This window comes from Streptomyces sp. NPDC030296 (assembly GCF_055572815.1).
In genome coordinates, this window is record NZ_JBVICQ010000010.1 from 100,145 (window position 1) to 114,687 (window position 14,543).

Genomic DNA, 14,543 nt, shown 5'->3' on the forward strand with positions numbered 1-14,543 from the left:
GGTGGGGGCGGCGCAGGGGACTGTCGCCGGAAGTGTTGTACGGAGCCGTCGTGACAGCACCGCCGGAAGCGCGGGAGGGCGCTGCCGTCGCGCCGCCGATCAGTCCAGTTTCCTCGAAGTGGCCCACGACCGGGTCTCCGTCCCGCCCTACGCTGCGGGTTCATGGACCCCGTGCTCGCCGACGATCTCTCCCGGCTCCCCGATCTCCTGCAGTCCGCCCGTGACTTCGCCGCCAAGGAGGTGGCGGGCATCGCGGAGCGCCCCGTCGCCCGACCCGGCGACCGGCCCGGTCCCGTACCGCTTCCGTCGGCGGGCATCGGGGCGGAGGGTGCCCTCGCCCGCTTCACGGAGCGCTGGGCGCCGGGATTCTCCGGCTCCGCCGGGCCCCGCTACCTCGGCTTCGTCACCGGGGGCGCCACCCCGGCCGCCGTCACCGGGGACTGGCTGACCAGCGCCTATGACCAGAACGTGTCCGGGGGCGGCGACTCCTTCGCGACGGCCCTGGAGCGCGAGACCCTGGGTTGGCTGCGGGAGTTGTTCGGGTTGGGCGGGGAGTACGGGGGCGCGTTCGTGACCGGCGCGACCGTCTCCAACACGGTGGGGCTGGCCGTCGCCCGCGAGTGGCTCGGCGAGCGCCTGGGCGTGGACGTGTCCCGCGAGGGCGCGGCGGCCCTCGGCCCGGTCGACGTCCTGTCCGGCAGCCCGCACTCCAGCGTCACCAAGGCACTCTCCGTCCTCGGCATCGGCCGGGACCGCCTGCTCACGGTCCCGCTGCTGCCCGGCGGCCGGGAGGCGGTGGACGTGGACGCTCTCGCCGCCGCCCTGGAATCGCTCGGCGGGCGCCCGGCGATCGTCGTGGCCAACGCCGGGACGGTGAACACGGTCGACTTCGACGATCTGCGGGCCGTCGCCGCGCTGAAGGAGCGGTACGACTTCTGGCTGCACGTCGACGCCGCCTTCGGCGGTTTCGCCGCGCTGTCCCCGGCGTACGCGCATCTCGTCGACGGCCTCGACGCCGCCGACTCGGTCTGCGTCGACCTGCACAAGTGGCTGAACGTGCCCTACGACGCGGCCGTCCAGTACACCCGCCGCCAGGACCTCCAGGTCCGCGTCTTCCACAACGCCTCCCCGTACCTGGGTCTCCCCTCCGGCGAGCCCGACTTCCTGCATCTCACCCCTGAGAACTCCCGGCGGCTGCGCGCCCTGCCGGCCTGGTTCTCGCTGATGGCGTACGGCCGTGACGGGCACCGTGAGATCGTCGAGCGTAACGTCGCGCTGGCCCGCACCCTGGGGGAACGACTGGCAGGAGCACCGGAGCTGGTCCTGGCGGCGCCGGTCCGGCTGAACGTCGTGTGCTTCACGCTCGCCGAACGGCCGACGCGGGAGCGGGTGCACGCGCTGGCCGACGCGATCGCCGCCGGGGGCGAGACCTTCGTGACGCCGACGGTCCTCCACGGGACGCACGCGCTGCGGGCGGCGTTCAGCAACTGGCGGACGGAGGAGGCGGACGTGGAGCGCGTCGTGGAAGCGGTGCTGGCGGGCGCGGCGAAGGCAGACGTCTGAGCCTCTGGGAGATCCGGGTGGGCGCCGCCCCGGTCCTGCCCGGCGCCTACCCGTCCTCCCCCACCACATGCTCCTCCTCTCGCCAGGCGCGTGCCACCCGCTCGAAGGAGGTGTTGACGGCCAGCAGGCCGCCGTCGACGCGCAGGGTCGTGCCGGTGATCCAGGCGGCGTCGCGCGAGGCCAGGAACGCGACGGCGGCCGCGATGTCCTCCGGCTCTCCGACCCGGCCCAGCGGATAGATCTCGCCGAGGGCGTCGAGGTGGGCCTCGCGGCCCGCCCAGCCCGAGGTGCGGACGGTTCCGGGGGCCACGAGGTTGACGCGGACGCCGCGCGGGGCGGCGTCCCCGGCGAGCGTACGGGTCAGCGAGGCGAGGCCCGCCTTGGCGGCGCTGTAGGCGTGGTTGCCGAAGTCCTGGAGGCCGTTGACGGAGCCGATGTTGACGATCGCCCCGCGCCCGGAGGCCACCAGGTGCGGCAGCGCAGCGCGGGAGCAGCGGAACGCGCTCGTGAGGGTCAGGTCGAGGTCACGCTCCCAGGTCTCGTCCGGGGTGTCCTCGAACAGGGGTGTGTCCGGGGTGCAGCCGAAGGCGTTGTTCACGAGCGCGTCGAGGGAGCCGAAGAGGTCCACGGCGTGCGCGACGGCCGCCTCGACGGAGGCCCGGTCGCCGACGTCGCAGGGGAAGGCGTGCGCCGCGGACCCCCGACGGCGCAGGTCCGCGGCGGTCCGTTCGGCCGCCGGCAGGTCCACGTCGGTGACCAGGACCCGAGCGCCCTCCCCGGCCAGCCGCCGAGCGGTGGCCGCCCCGATCCCCCGCGCCGCACCCGTGATGAGCACGCCGTACCCCTCGAAGCGTCCTGTCGCATCCATACGCCAGAACGTACTGCGCGTCCGATCACCACGAAAGGATCACCACGACAGGCGCGACACGATCCTGAGTTCAGCGGTAGCCGGTGGTGTCTGCCGGCTTGCCGGCGTCCTGGACCTCTACGAGGTAGCGCCAGGCGTCCGGGCGGCTGCCGTCCAGGTCGGTGAAGCCGTACACCTGGGCGAGGCCGCCGCTGGAGAGGGAGGTGCCGTTGTGGCGGGCGACGTCGGGGTCGGCGGCGAGGGCGGCGACGGCCCGGCCGACGTAGCGCGGGGTCTCGGAGATGGCGAAGTGGGGGACGGTGTCCAGGGCGTCGCGCCAGTTGTCCTCGGTGACGCCGTAGACGTCGAGCATCATCTCCGAGCGGAGCCAGCCCGGGGTGAGGGCCACGGCCGTGGCACCGCGCGGGCCCAGTTCATGCCCCAGGGCGAACGCCATGCGCAGGACTGCGGCCTTGGCGAGGTCGTAGAAGAACGAGACGCGGTAGGTGTCGCGGTTGTATTCGGCGGTGCCGTCGGTCATCTCGACCACCAGGCCGCCCGGGTGGCGCAGCAGCAGGGGCAGCGCGTGGTGGCTGGTGATCGCGTGGGTGTCCACGGCGAGCCGCAGCAGCCGCAACCCGTTGTCGAGGTCGTGCTCCCAGACCGGGGCCTCCCAGTCGAAGAGTTTCTCGCCGCCCCAGATGTCGTTGACCAGGACGTCGAGCCGGCCCTGCTCCTTGTCGATCCGGTCCACCAAGGTCTTCACCTGGGTCGGTTCGAGGTGGTCCGTGGGGACGGCGATGCCCTGCCCGCCGGCCTCGGTGACCAGGTCGGCCGTGTCCTCCAGCGTCTCCGGGCGGTCGTACTCCGAGCGCCGCTGCCGTGTGCTGCGTCCCGTCACGTACACCGTCGCCCCGGCCGCGCCCAGCTCGACCGCGATCCCGCGCCCCGCTCCGCGTGAGGCTCCCGCCACCAGCGCGACCTTGCCGTCCAACGGCTTCACCATGCCGACCTCCTGTGCGTACGACTGTCACCATGACCGACGTCGGGGGTGCCCCGGCGTCCTCGACACGAGCCTTCCCGAGAAGCCGGACATCCTCTGTCGCCTTTTCTCGCTTTCCCGTGCCGGGTGCGCCTGGCAGGATGCGCGGATCATGGACGAGACGGCACCTTGCGGACGATGTGGAGGAACGGTCGCCCCGGACGGGCACTGCTGGGACTGCGGCGCGGCTCAGGTCGCCTTCCGGTCGCGCCTGGAGATCGAGGCGGACAGCGGCGCGGCCGGGGTGAGCGATCGTGGCCTGCGGCGCGAGATCAACGCGGACGCGATGGCGCTGGTGACGCGCGGGGCGTGGACGATCGGAGTCGTCTGCGACGGCGTGTCGATGGCGCCGCGCGCCGAACGGGCCGCCCGGGTCGCGGCCGAGGTGGGTGTCATCGCACTGGCGGGGTTGTTGGAGTCCGGTGTCCTGCCGGAGGTCGCGCTCGTCGAGGCCGCCGGGCGGGCGGGGCGGGTGGTCGCCGGACTGGCGGACACGGGGACGGCGCACACCGGGGAGCGGGGCGGGGTCGCCCCTGCGTGCACCTGGGTGGCGGGCGTCGTGGGACCGGAGGGCCTGTGGAGCGGCTCGGTGGGTGACAGCCGTGCCTATTGGCTGCCGGACGAGGGGCCCGGTATGACGCTCACCGAGGACGACACGGGCGACCTGGAGGCCCTCACCGCGTGGCTGGGAGCCGACGCGGACGAGCCCGTGCCGCACGTCCGGAGCTATCGGCCTGGGTGCGCGGGTCGGCTGCTGCTGTGCACCGACGGACTGTGGCGCCATCTGCCGGACCATGCCGCACTCAGGGCGGTGCTGCGGGAGGCCGGCCCACTCGACGGCGCACGGGCCCTGGTGTCGTATGCCCTGGAGGCCGGTGGCCAGGACAACATCACCGCGCTCGTCGTCCCGGTGACGGCGACGAGGGGCTGAGGGGGACGGCGACGAGGGCCGAGAGGGACCGCAGGGAGGGGCTGGCAGGAACGGCGGCGACAGGCTGACAGGAACGGCCGTGGGAGCGGGGCCGACGCCCGCGCGGAGCCGAACTGACGTACTGCCGGGCCGCTGTTGATGCACGGCGAGCCAAGGCGGCACCATGCCACGCCGACGGCGCCGAGCCGGGCCGACCGTCGACGCGCCTCAAACCTCGGCGACCATCGACGCGCCTCGAACCACGCCGGCCGTCTACGCGCTGCGAACCGGGGCGGGCCGACGCCGGGCGGTCAGCGGCAGTTGACCCGATGCGAGCCCGGCCGACAACCCGCCGAGTCGACCGGCGCCGCCGAGCCGGACCACCCCTACCCCAGCCGCCCAGCCGCCCAGCCCCCCCCAGCGCCGACGTAACGACCGACCGCCTCCCCTTCCCCCTCCCAGCCGGTGCCGGCCGCCATGCCTTCGCGGTGGCCGGCACCTCTGCGGGGAGGGGCGGGGGCGGTGGTGGATCAGTGGCCGCGGTCGAGCCACTCCTGGAGGTTCGGGGCCTCGGCGCCGATGGTCGTGCTGTCGCCGTGACCCGTGCGGACGACCGTCTCGGGCGGCAGCGCCAGCAGGCGGTCGCGGATGGAGTCGATGATGGTCGGGAAGTCGCTGTACGACCTGCCCGTCGCCCCCGGTCCGCCCGCGAAGAGGGTGTCGCCGGTGAAGACCGTGCCGAGGCCCGGGTCGTAGAGGCACACCGCGCCCGGCGCGTGGCCCGGGGTGTGCAGGACCGTGAGGTCGGCGCCGGCGGTCTCGATGACCTGACCGTCGGCGAGCCAGTGGTCGGGCTGCCGGCCGGGGTGGGTCTGCTTCCACAGCGGCAGGTCGTCCGGGTGGAGCCAGATCGGGGCGCCGGTGCGCTCGGCGAGGGCGGGCGCGGCGTCGATGTGGTCGTTGTGGGCGTGGGTGCAGATGATGGCGGTCAGCCTGCGGTCGCCGATGGCCTCGGCGATGGCGTCGGCGTCGTGGGCGGCGTCGATGACGACGACCTCGCGGTCGTCGCCGACGATCCACACGTTGTTGTCGACGTCCCAGGTGCCGCCGTCCAGACTGAACGTGCCGGACGTGACGAGGTGTTCGATCCGTGCGGTCATCAGAGCGTCACCACCGAACGCAGGACGTCCCCGGCGTGCATCCGCTCGAACGCCTTCTCCACGTCGTCGAGTCCGATGGTCTCGGTCACGAACGCCTCCAGGTCCAGGCGGCCCTGGAGGTAGAGGTTGATGAGCATGGGGAAGTCACGGTCGGGCAGGCAGTCGCCGTACCAGGACGACTTCAGGGCCCCGCCGCGGCCGAAGACGTCGAGCAGCGGGAGTTCCAGCTTCATGTCGGGGGTGGGGACGCCGACGAGGACGACCGTGCCGGCGAGGTCGCGGGCGTAGAAAGCCTGCTGGTACGTCTCGGGGCGGCCCACCGCCTCGATGACGACGTCGGCGCCGAAGCCGCCGGTCAGCTCACGGATCGCCTCGACCGGGTCCGTCTCACGGGAGTTGACGGTGTGGGTGGCACCGATCTTCTTGGCCGTGGTCAGCTTCCGGTCGTCGATGTCGACGGCGATGATCTTCTCGGCGCCGGCCAGCAGGGACCCGGCGATGGCCGCGTCCCCGACGCCGCCGCAGCCGATGACGGCGACGCTGTCGCCGCGGCCCACGTTGCCGGTGTTGATGGCGGCGCCGATGCCGGCCATGACCCCGCAGCCCAGCAGACCGGCGACCGCCGGGGAGGCGGCCGGGTCGACCTTGGTGCACTGCCCGGCGGCGACGAGCGTCTTCTCGGCGAAGGCGCCGATGCCGAGGGCGGGCGACAGCTCCTGACCCGTGGAGGCGAGGGTCATCTTCTGGCCGGCGTTGTGCGTGGCGAAGCAGTACCAGGGCCGACCGCGTCGACAGGCGCGGCAATTGCCGCACACGGCACGCCAGTTGAGAATCACGAAGTCACCGGGGGCGACGTCCGTGACGCCCTCGCCGACCGACTCCACCACGCCCGCCGCCTCATGGCCGAGCAGGAAGGGGAAGTCGTCGTTGATGCCGCCCTGCTTGTAGTGGAGGTCGGTGTGGCACACCCCGCACGCCTGTACCTTCACCACGGCCTCCCCGGGCCCCGGATCGGGCACGACGATCGTCTCGATCCGCACCGGTTCGTTCCTGCCCGGTGCGATCACGCCGCGTACTTCCTGCGCCATGGTGAACCCTTCCGTCGTTCCGTACGGACGGTCTCCCGTCCATGGTCACCCTACGGACCGACCAGCGGGTAGGCCCGCCCGTACGGGCGGATCCCTGGCCGAAAAGCTCGCCCGTGACGTACGCGCACCTCCCGGCTCCCGAGCTCCCCAGATACCCCCCAGGGTATTTCTGCTACCGTTGCGAACATACCCCCGGGGGTAATGCACCCCGGGTTCTCAGGCATCTGCCGCCGTACGAGGAGAGGAGCACTGCCGTGTACTTCGTCGACACGATCGAGGTGCCGGGGCTGGGCAACCGCAGCTATCTGGCGGGTGGTCCGCAAGGCGCCGTGGTGGTCGATCCGCCGCGCGACATCGACCGGATGATCACGGCCGCGGCCCGGCGGGGCGCGCGGATCGCGTACGTCGTCGAGACGCACGTGCACAACGACTACGTCACCGGCGGCCCGGAGCTGGCCCGGCTGACCGGCGCCGCGTACCTGGTGCCCGCCGGGGCGCGCGTCGCCTACGAACGGGTGCCGGTGCACGACGGGGACACGGTGAGGATCGACGCGGAACTGACCCTGCGCGCCGTGGCCACCCCGGGCCACACCCCGCACCACACCGCGTACGTGCTGGAGGAGGGCGGTCGGGCGGTGGCCGCGTTCACCGGCGGGTCCCTGCTCATCGGCACGGTCGGCCGCCCGGATCTCGTCGAGCCCCGGCTGACCGGTGAGCTGGCCCGCGCGCAGCACGCCTCGGCGCGCCGGCTCGCCGACGCACTGCCGGAGGAGACGGCCGTGCTGCCCACGCACGGTTTCGGCAGCTTCTGTTCCGCCGGGCGGGCGACGGGCGGGGCGACGACCGTCGGGCACGAGCGGGCCACCAACGAGGCGCTGGTCAAGGACGTCGAGACGTTCGTCGCCGATCTCCTGGCCGACCTCGACGACATTCCGGCGTACTACGCGCAGATGGGTCCCGTGAACGCGCGGGGTCCCGCCCCGGTCGATCTGACGCCGCCCGCCCCGGCGGACGCGGAGGAGATCGCCGCCCGTCTGGCGGCGGGCGAATGGGTCGTGGATCTGCGCAACCGGGTCGCGTTCGCACAGGGGCATGTGGCCGGGTCGGTGAACTTCGAGGCGGAGGGGCAGCTCGCCACGTATCTCGCGTGGCTGCTGCCGTGGGGCAGGCCTGTGACGCTGCTCGCCGCGTCACCGGAGCAACTCGCCTCGGCGCAGCGGGAGTTGGTACGGGTCGGGATCGACCGGCCGGTGGCGGCGGCGACCGGCTCCCCGGGCGACTGGCTGCGCGAGGGCGAGAGTCCGCGCTCCTTCCCGCGCGGCACGTTCGCCGACCTGGCGAGGGTCCACGGCGCCCAGGGGACCGTCGTCCTGGACGTCCGGCGCGACTCCGAGCGCGCCGGCGGCCATGTCGCGGGCTCCCTGCACATCCCCGTGCATCAGCTGCGCGAGCGGCTCCCCGAGATACCCGGCGGCACGATCTGGGTCCACTGCGCCGGAGGCATGCGGGCCGCCATCGCCGCCTCCGTCCTGGACGCGGCCGGCCACCGGGTGGTCGCCGTGGACGACGCCTTCGCCAACGCGGCCGGGGCGGGACTGCCGATGGCCAAGACCTCCGGGACACGGACGGCCACGGAGCTCGCCGCCGGGGCACGGACGCCTGCGGAGCGCGTCGCCGGGGCACAGGGGGCCGCGGAGCGCGCCGCCGAGTCCGGCCGTACGGGCGCGGCCTCCGCGGAGCGCGCGGCTGCGGGCCGCCGCCGCCCGGCGCTCCCCGCGTCCGCGTCGACGGGTGTCCCGTCCGAATGAGCGGCCTCGTTCTCGCCCTGCTCGCCGGGGGTGTGATCGGGGTGGCGCTCGGGGCGTTGGGCGGCGGGGGGAGTGTGCTCGCCGTGCCCGCGCTGGTCTATCTGCTGGGGTTCGCGCCCGCCGCGGCCACCACCGCGAGTCTGGTGATCGTCGCGTTCACCTCGGCGACCGCGCTGGCCGCGCACGCCCGGTCCGGTGCGGTCCGCTGGCGCGGCGGGATGCTCTTCGCGGCGGCGGGACTGGTGCCCTCGGCGCTGGGCGGGGCGCTCACCGCCCGTCTGCCCGCCGGACTGCTGACCGTGGCGTTCGCCGTGGTCGCGGGGGTCGCCGCCCATCGGATGCTGCGGCCCTCGGCCACACGCCGGGCGGAGTCGACCGTACGGGCGAGCCGGGTCGCCGCGTCCGGCGCGGGGCTCGGCGCGGTCACCGGTGTCCTGGGCGTGGGCGGCGGCTTCCTCGCCGTACCGGCCCTGGTGAACGTGGTGGGCCTGCGGATGCGCGACGCGGTCGGCACCAGTCTGCTCGTGATCACCGTGAACTCGCTGGCCGCGCTGGCCGCCCGCGCCGGGACGAGCGCGCACCTCGACTGGGCGGTCGTGGCCCCGTTCACGGGGGCCGCGATCCTCGGCGCGTGGGACGGCAGACGGCTGGCGGGCAGGGTCTCCGGGGACACCCTGCAGCGCGTCTTCGCCTGGGCGCTCCTCGCCATGGCCGCGCTCATGCTCGTCGACGCGCTCGTCTGACGGGGACTCGTCTGACCGGGGACAGGGGCAGCCCCCCCAGAGGTGCGGGGAACTGCGGCAGCAACCACGAACCACCCGCACCCGCCGACGAACCGCGCACCCCCGAGCCACCCCACGCCCGCGCCCCTCACGCCAGCGACAGGAACAGTTTCTCCAGCCGGGCCCGCATCTGCTCCGTCGTCTCGCCGTTCCGCTCGTTCTTCTCGGAGTCGGTGAGGCACTGCTGCAGCCCGGTGGCGATGATCGCGAATCCGGCCCGGTCGAGCGCCCGGGAGGCCGCGGCGAGCTGGGTGACGACGTCCTCGCAGTCGCGCCCCTCCTCGATCATCTTGATCACCCCGGAGATCTGCCCCTGCGCCCGGCGCAGCCGGTTCAGCACCGACTTGAGCTCATCGCCCTCGAACTGCAACTCCACGACCGACCCACTTCCTCTACATACCCTTGGGGGTATTTTACCGCCCCCTCAGGAAAGGATCGCAGGACCCATGACCACTCCCCTCACTCCCTCCGCTCCTCGCCGCCTCACCGTCCGTGAAGTCCGGGCGCGCCTGGCGGAGCTGACCGTCGTCGACGTCCGCACACCCGGCGAGTACGCCTCCGGGCATCTGCCCGGTGCCCTGAACGTCCCGCTGGACCAGCTGGAGCGGGCGCTGCCCGCGTTGAGGGCCGCCGGCGGCGAGCTGCTGATCGTCTGCCGGTCGGGGGCGCGGTCCGCGAAGGCGTGCGCCTTGCTGGCCGGGCACGGCATCGTGGCGGCCGACCTGACCGGCGGTACGACCGCGTGGGCGGCCGACGGCCATGAGCTGCACCACCCGGCCGGGGCCGCCCGGGCCGGCTGGGCGATGGAGCGTCAGGTCCGGTTCACCGCCGGCGCGTTGATCCTGGCCGGCCTCGGGCTCGGGCTGCTCCACCCGGCGTGGCAGCTGCTCTCGGCGGGCGTCGCTGGCGGTCTCGTCCTCTCGGCCCTCACCGACACCTGCGGGATGGCCGCGCTGCTGGCGAGGCTGCCGCACAACCGCCCGCGCGCCGCCGACCTCGACACGACCCTCGCCGCGCTGGCAGCGTCCGGCACGCGCTAGCCGAGCGTGGGGGAGAGTGCCGCCCCTCCCCCGGTCGCCGTCACCGCAGGAAGTCCCGCACCGCCGACGAGGTGCCGGCCTCGTCCAGCCCGTCGCGTCCCCTGAGGCCAGCAGTCGGTGCGGGACAAGTCACCGACCTCGCCACCACCGGCGCCCGCGCGGACGCCGGGGTCCCCGGGGTCCACCGCCACTGGCTGGGCGACCGCACCGTGGCCGACAGTGACCTCGGTGCGCAAGGGGCGACGGACGCGCTGGTCACCCTGGTGAGCCACCGGCCTTCCCCGTGTCCGCCGAAGCCCTGGACCTGCTGTGCGCCGCGCTGGACCCGTATCTCGACGCCCCGTTGGGGAACGTGATGCGCGGAGCGCGGTAATCCCGAGGCCGCGCCGCTCGACCGGGTCGCGTCCACCGTGCCCGCGCTGTTCGCGCTGCACGTGGCGCAGTTCCGGCTGCTGGAGAGCCGGGGCGTGAAGCTTGCGGGCGCCGCACACCCCGCTGGTCTCCGACGTCACGGCCCGGGCGGTCGGGGACGAGGCGACCGAAGTCAGCATCCGGCTGCGGGAGTTGAGTGATCCGGTGCGGTTCACCGACGCGGTCGGCCTGCTGAGCGGGGACGGGACGGACACGTTCCTGGAACTGCGCCCGGGCGAGGTCCTGGCTGGCATGCTCGACTCGTCCCCGCCACCCCGGGACGGGACGGAAGGGGCACCGGTGGTGCCGGCCCTGAGCCGGGACCGGCGGCAGCTGCTGGGCGGGGGAAAAGTCGTTCACGGTGCCGCTCACCACCGACGTAGGCTGAAGCTCCGCGCCCGGTCCCCACTCCCCGACCGACCTGCCGAGGAGCGTCGTGAGCACGACTGACCCCCAGGCCGAGCAGCAGCCCGACTGGCGGCTGCTGCTCGGCTATGTACGGCCCCATCGCTGGGCACTTCTGCTGGGCGCACTGCTGTCCCTGGTCACCGGGGCGACCGGACTCGCCCTGCCCCTGGTCGCCCGTGAACTGATCGACGACCTGTCCCACGACCGCGCCATCACCTGGGCGCTGCTGCTGATGTCCGCGCTGGTCGTGGGCAACGCGGCGGTGGGCGCCATGGGTTCGTACGTGCTGCGGCGCACCGCCGAGTCGGTGGTGCTGGGCGCACGGCGCACCCTGTCGTCGTACCTGCTGCGGCTGCGGATCACCGCGGTGGACCGCAGCGAGCCGGGCGACCTGATGGCGCGCATCACCTCCGACACCACCCTGCTGCGCGAGGTCACGACCGACACCCTCGTGGGCCTCGGCACCGGCGGGCTCACGCTCGTCGCGACGGTGGTGTTGATGGGATTCGTCGACCCGGTGCTGCTGGCAGTGACACTGGGCGTGATCCTCGGCGCGGGTGTGGTGTTCGGCGTGATCGTGCCGCGCATCAACCGGGCCAGCCGGGCGGCGCAGGACGCGGTCGGGGCGATGGGCGCCTCGCTGGAGCGGATCCTCGGCGCGCTGCGCACGGTGAAGGCGTCCGGCGCCGAGCACCGTGAGGAGGAGACCGTGCACGCGGCGGCCGAGGAGTCGTGGCGGCAGAGCGTACGGGCCGCCAAGTGGTCGGCGGCCGCGGGCAACACGGCGGGGCTCGCCATGCAGATCGCCTTCATCACGGTGCTGGCGGTGGGCGGCGCCCGCGTCGCCACCGGCGCGATCGACGTGGGCACACTGGTGGCGTTCCTGCTGTACGTGTTCTATCTGATGTCGCCGATCCAGCAGGTCGTGGGCGCCATCACCCAGTACCAGACCGGTGCCGCCGCGCTCGCCCGCATCCAGGAGGCGCTGCGGCTGCCCGCCGAGCCGGCCGCCCGGCCCGCACCACTGCCGGGCCCGGACACCGAGCCGGCCGCGGTCGCCTTCGCCGACGTCCGCTTCCGGTACGCCGACGAGCTGCCGTATGTGCACCACGGGGTGACGTTCGAGGTCCCGGCGCGGGGGATGACCGCGTTCGTCGGGCCCTCGGGCGCGGGCAAGACCACCGTGTTCTCGCTCATCGAGCGGTTCTACGACCCGGAGGCGGGCGTCATCACGGTCGACGGCCGGGACGTCACCGCGTGGGAACTGCCACGGCTGCGGGCGGCGATCGGCTATGTGGAGCAGGACGCGCCGGTGCTGTCCGGCACCCTGCGGGACAACCTGCTGCTGGGCAACCCCGAGGCCGACGAGGGCGAACTCGGCCGGGTGCTGAAGACGACCCGGCTGGACGGCCTGGTCGCCAAACTGCCGCAGGGTCTGGAGACACTGGTCGGCCACCGGGGCACCAAGCTGTCCGGGGGTGAGCGCCAGCGCGTCGCCATCGCCCGCGCGCTGCTGCGACGCCCGCGTCTGCTGCTGCTCGACGAGGCGACCAGTCAGCTGGACGCGGTCAACGAGGCGGCGCTGCGCGACACGGTCGCCGACGTGGCCCGGACGACGACGGTGCTGGTGGTGGCGCACCGGCTGTCCACGGTGACGATGGCCGACCGCATCGTGGTCATGGACGCGGGGCGGGTCCGCGCGGTCGGCACCCACCGGGAGCTGGTGGCCGCCGACCCGCTGTACGCGGAGCTGGCGGCCACACAGTTCCTGGCGTCCGGCCCGGTCGCTCAGAACGGGTAGTGCGCCTGCTGGGTGGACATGGTCACCCAGCGGGTGTTCGAGAAGGCCTCGATGCCCCAGCGGCCACCGAACCGCCCGTAGCCGGAGGCCTTCACACCGCCGAAGGGCACCTGGGGCTCGTCGGCCACGGACTGGTCGTTGATGTGCACGATGCCGGTGCGGATCCGGCGGGCGACGGCCAGGCCGTGGGTGGCGTTCTCGGTGATGATGCCGCAGCTCAGGCCGTTGTCGGTGTCGTTGGCGAGCTTCACGGCGATGTCGTCCTCGGCGAACGTCTCCAGAACGCAGAGCGGGCCGAAGGACTCGGTGTAGTACAGGTCGGCGTCCTTGGGGACGTCGGTGAGCACGGTCGCCGGGTGCACCGCGCCCTCGGGCCGGCCGCCCCCGGTGAGGACGGTGGCGCCCTTGGCGACCGCGTCCCGCACCAGCGCCGCGATCCGCTCGGCGGCGGAGGCGGTCACCAGGGGCCCGACCACCGTGTGCGGGTGGCCGGGGTCACCGGCGCGCAGGGTGGCGACCTTGGCGGTGAACTTCTGCGCGAACTCCTCGGCCAGCGACTCGTGGACGAGGATCCGGTCGCCGGACATGCAGATCTGTCCGGCGTTCATGAAGACGCTGAAGGTGACGGCGTCGACCGCGTAGTCCACGTCGGCGTCGTCGAGGACGATGACCGCGTTCTTGCCGCCCAACTCCAGGACGGCGGGCTTGAGATGACGGGCCGCGTGCTCGCCGATGATCCGTCCGACGTTGGTGGAGCCGGTGAAGTTGACCGCGCGCACCCGCTCGTCGGAGATCAGCGCCTCGGCGATCTCGGCCGCGTCCTCGGGCGCGTTGGTGATCACGTTGAGGACGCCGTCGGGCAGACCGGCCTCCCGGAACACGTCGGCGACGAGGAGACCGCAGGCGATGGGCGCGTCCTCGCTGGGCTTGACGACGACGGTGTTGCCGGCGGCCAGCGGCGCCGCGACGGCCCGTACCCCGAGGATGACGGGCGCGTTCCACGGCGCGAACGCCGCGACCACGCCGAGCGGTTCACGGACGGCGAGGCTCAGCGCGCCCTCCTTCTGGGAGCTGAGCACCTCGCCGCGCGGGGCGGTGATCGCGGCGGCCGCCTCGCGCAGGATGTTGGCGGCGAGCATCACGTTGAACAGCGCCCAGGGGCGGGTGCCGCCCGCCTCCCGCGCCATGATCTCGGCGACCTGGTCGCCCCGGGCCTCCAGCAGTTCGGCGGCCTTGAAGAAGACGGCCCGCCGGGCGAAGGGCGCGAGGGCCGCCCACTCCTCGAAGGCCGCGTCGGCGGCGTCCACGGCCCGCCGGACGTCCTCCGGACCGGCCGCCGCGACCGTCGCGTACACCTCCCCGGTGTACGGCTCGAAGTCCTCGGTGGTGCGGCCGGACGCGGCGGGCACGTCCTTGCCGCCGATCAGAAGGTCACGGGTTATGGCCATGGCGCGGCTTCCTCGGGGGTACGGTCGACGACGGTACGGGAGGGGGCGAAATCCCACCCCTTGTTCGTAAAGTGAAGATCACTTCACGTTACACACTCGTGATGCTCTGCCGGGGTCCCGGGAAAGTCAAGGGCCCACCGTGGACACGGCCCGCGCCGGGGCCTGTCAGCGCTTGCCGGGTTCCGCGCTGCGGAGGAGGCTCGATAGCAGGAGTCCCTCGCGGCCCGCTCCCCCG

The 14,543-nt window shown here is 73.4% G+C and carries 13 protein-coding genes; 7 read left to right on the forward strand and 6 right to left on the reverse strand.

The window, feature by feature from the left end:
- Positions 1 to 162 precede the first annotated feature (162 nt).
- Positions 163 to 1,563 carry a pyridoxal phosphate-dependent decarboxylase family protein gene (locus tag ACZ4Z3_RS27755; protein WP_468503568.1) on the forward strand — a complete coding sequence of 467 codons (1,401 nt, stop codon included), beginning with the start codon at positions 163 to 165 and terminating at the stop codon, positions 1,561 to 1,563.
- Positions 1,564 to 1,609: 46 nt separating this feature from the next.
- Here the strand turns inward: ACZ4Z3_RS27755 and ACZ4Z3_RS27760 are convergent, their stop codons facing one another.
- A complete protein-coding gene (locus ACZ4Z3_RS27760; RefSeq protein ID WP_468503569.1) occupies positions 1,610 to 2,431 on the reverse strand; it encodes an SDR family NAD(P)-dependent oxidoreductase in 822 nt (273 codons plus the stop codon).
- A 70-nt stretch (positions 2,432 to 2,501) separates the two neighbouring features.
- Positions 2,502 to 3,416: an SDR family oxidoreductase gene (locus tag ACZ4Z3_RS27765; protein ID WP_468503570.1), complete on the reverse strand. Its 915-nt coding sequence runs from the start codon at positions 3,414 to 3,416 to the stop codon at positions 2,502 to 2,504.
- A gap of 148 nt (positions 3,417 to 3,564) precedes the next feature.
- Between ACZ4Z3_RS27765 and ACZ4Z3_RS27770 the strand changes: the two genes are divergently transcribed.
- A complete protein-coding gene (locus tag ACZ4Z3_RS27770; RefSeq protein ID WP_468503571.1) occupies positions 3,565 to 4,383 on the forward strand; it encodes a PP2C family protein-serine/threonine phosphatase in 819 nt (272 codons plus the stop codon).
- 509 nt (positions 4,384 to 4,892) lie between these two features.
- Here ACZ4Z3_RS27770 and ACZ4Z3_RS27775 read toward each other — a convergent pair.
- Positions 4,893 to 5,522: an MBL fold metallo-hydrolase gene (locus ACZ4Z3_RS27775; protein WP_468503572.1), complete on the reverse strand. Its 630-nt coding sequence runs from the start codon at positions 5,520 to 5,522 to the stop codon at positions 4,893 to 4,895.
- Positions 5,522 to 6,610 (reverse strand): S-(hydroxymethyl)mycothiol dehydrogenase, encoded by a 1,089-nt coding sequence (locus tag ACZ4Z3_RS27780; protein ID WP_468503573.1) that lies wholly within the window; start codon positions 6,608 to 6,610, stop codon positions 5,522 to 5,524. Before ACZ4Z3_RS27780 ends, ACZ4Z3_RS27775 begins: the two co-directional genes overlap by 1 nt.
- Positions 6,611 to 6,864: 254 nt before the next feature.
- On the opposite strand from ACZ4Z3_RS27780, the gene ACZ4Z3_RS27785 reads away from it, so the two are divergent.
- Positions 6,865 to 8,418 (forward strand): rhodanese-like domain-containing protein, encoded by a 1,554-nt coding sequence (locus tag ACZ4Z3_RS27785; RefSeq protein ID WP_468503574.1) that lies wholly within the window; start codon positions 6,865 to 6,867, stop codon positions 8,416 to 8,418.
- Positions 8,415 to 9,161, forward strand: a complete 747-nt coding sequence (locus tag ACZ4Z3_RS27790) for a sulfite exporter TauE/SafE family protein (RefSeq protein WP_468503575.1) — start codon at positions 8,415 to 8,417, stop codon at positions 9,159 to 9,161. The genes ACZ4Z3_RS27785 and ACZ4Z3_RS27790 overlap by 4 nt, the downstream gene beginning before the upstream one ends.
- 127 nt (positions 9,162 to 9,288) lie before the next feature.
- Here the strand turns inward: ACZ4Z3_RS27790 and ACZ4Z3_RS27795 are convergent, their stop codons facing one another.
- Positions 9,289 to 9,576 carry a metal-sensitive transcriptional regulator gene (locus ACZ4Z3_RS27795; protein ID WP_055524155.1) on the reverse strand — a complete coding sequence of 96 codons (288 nt, stop codon included), beginning with the start codon at positions 9,574 to 9,576 and terminating at the stop codon, positions 9,289 to 9,291.
- 70 nt (positions 9,577 to 9,646) lie between these two features.
- Between ACZ4Z3_RS27795 and ACZ4Z3_RS27800 the strand changes: the two genes are divergently transcribed.
- The 3 genes from ACZ4Z3_RS27800 (at position 9,647) to ACZ4Z3_RS27810 (ending at position 12,860) form a co-directional block, all read left to right on the forward strand.
- Positions 9,647 to 10,240 carry a rhodanese-like domain-containing protein gene (locus ACZ4Z3_RS27800; protein WP_468503576.1) on the forward strand — a complete coding sequence of 198 codons (594 nt, stop codon included), beginning with the start codon at positions 9,647 to 9,649 and terminating at the stop codon, positions 10,238 to 10,240.
- Between the two features lie 474 nt (positions 10,241 to 10,714).
- Positions 10,715 to 11,101, forward strand: coding sequence for a hypothetical protein (locus ACZ4Z3_RS27805; RefSeq protein ID WP_468503577.1), 387 nt, complete (start codon positions 10,715 to 10,717; stop codon positions 11,099 to 11,101).
- The gene (locus ACZ4Z3_RS27810; RefSeq protein ID WP_468503578.1) at positions 11,088 to 12,860 is read left to right on the forward strand and encodes an ABC transporter ATP-binding protein; all 1,773 of its coding nucleotides are present in this window, start codon (positions 11,088 to 11,090) and stop codon (positions 12,858 to 12,860) included. Before ACZ4Z3_RS27805 ends, ACZ4Z3_RS27810 begins: the two co-directional genes overlap by 14 nt.
- On the opposite strand, the gene ACZ4Z3_RS27815 is transcribed toward ACZ4Z3_RS27810, so the two are convergent.
- Complete coding sequence (locus tag ACZ4Z3_RS27815) at positions 12,848 to 14,308, reverse strand: aldehyde dehydrogenase family protein (RefSeq protein WP_468503579.1); 1,461 nt, start codon at positions 14,306 to 14,308, stop codon at positions 12,848 to 12,850. The genes ACZ4Z3_RS27810 and ACZ4Z3_RS27815 overlap by 13 nt on opposite strands.
- Between the last annotated feature and the right edge of the window lie 235 nt (positions 14,309 to 14,543).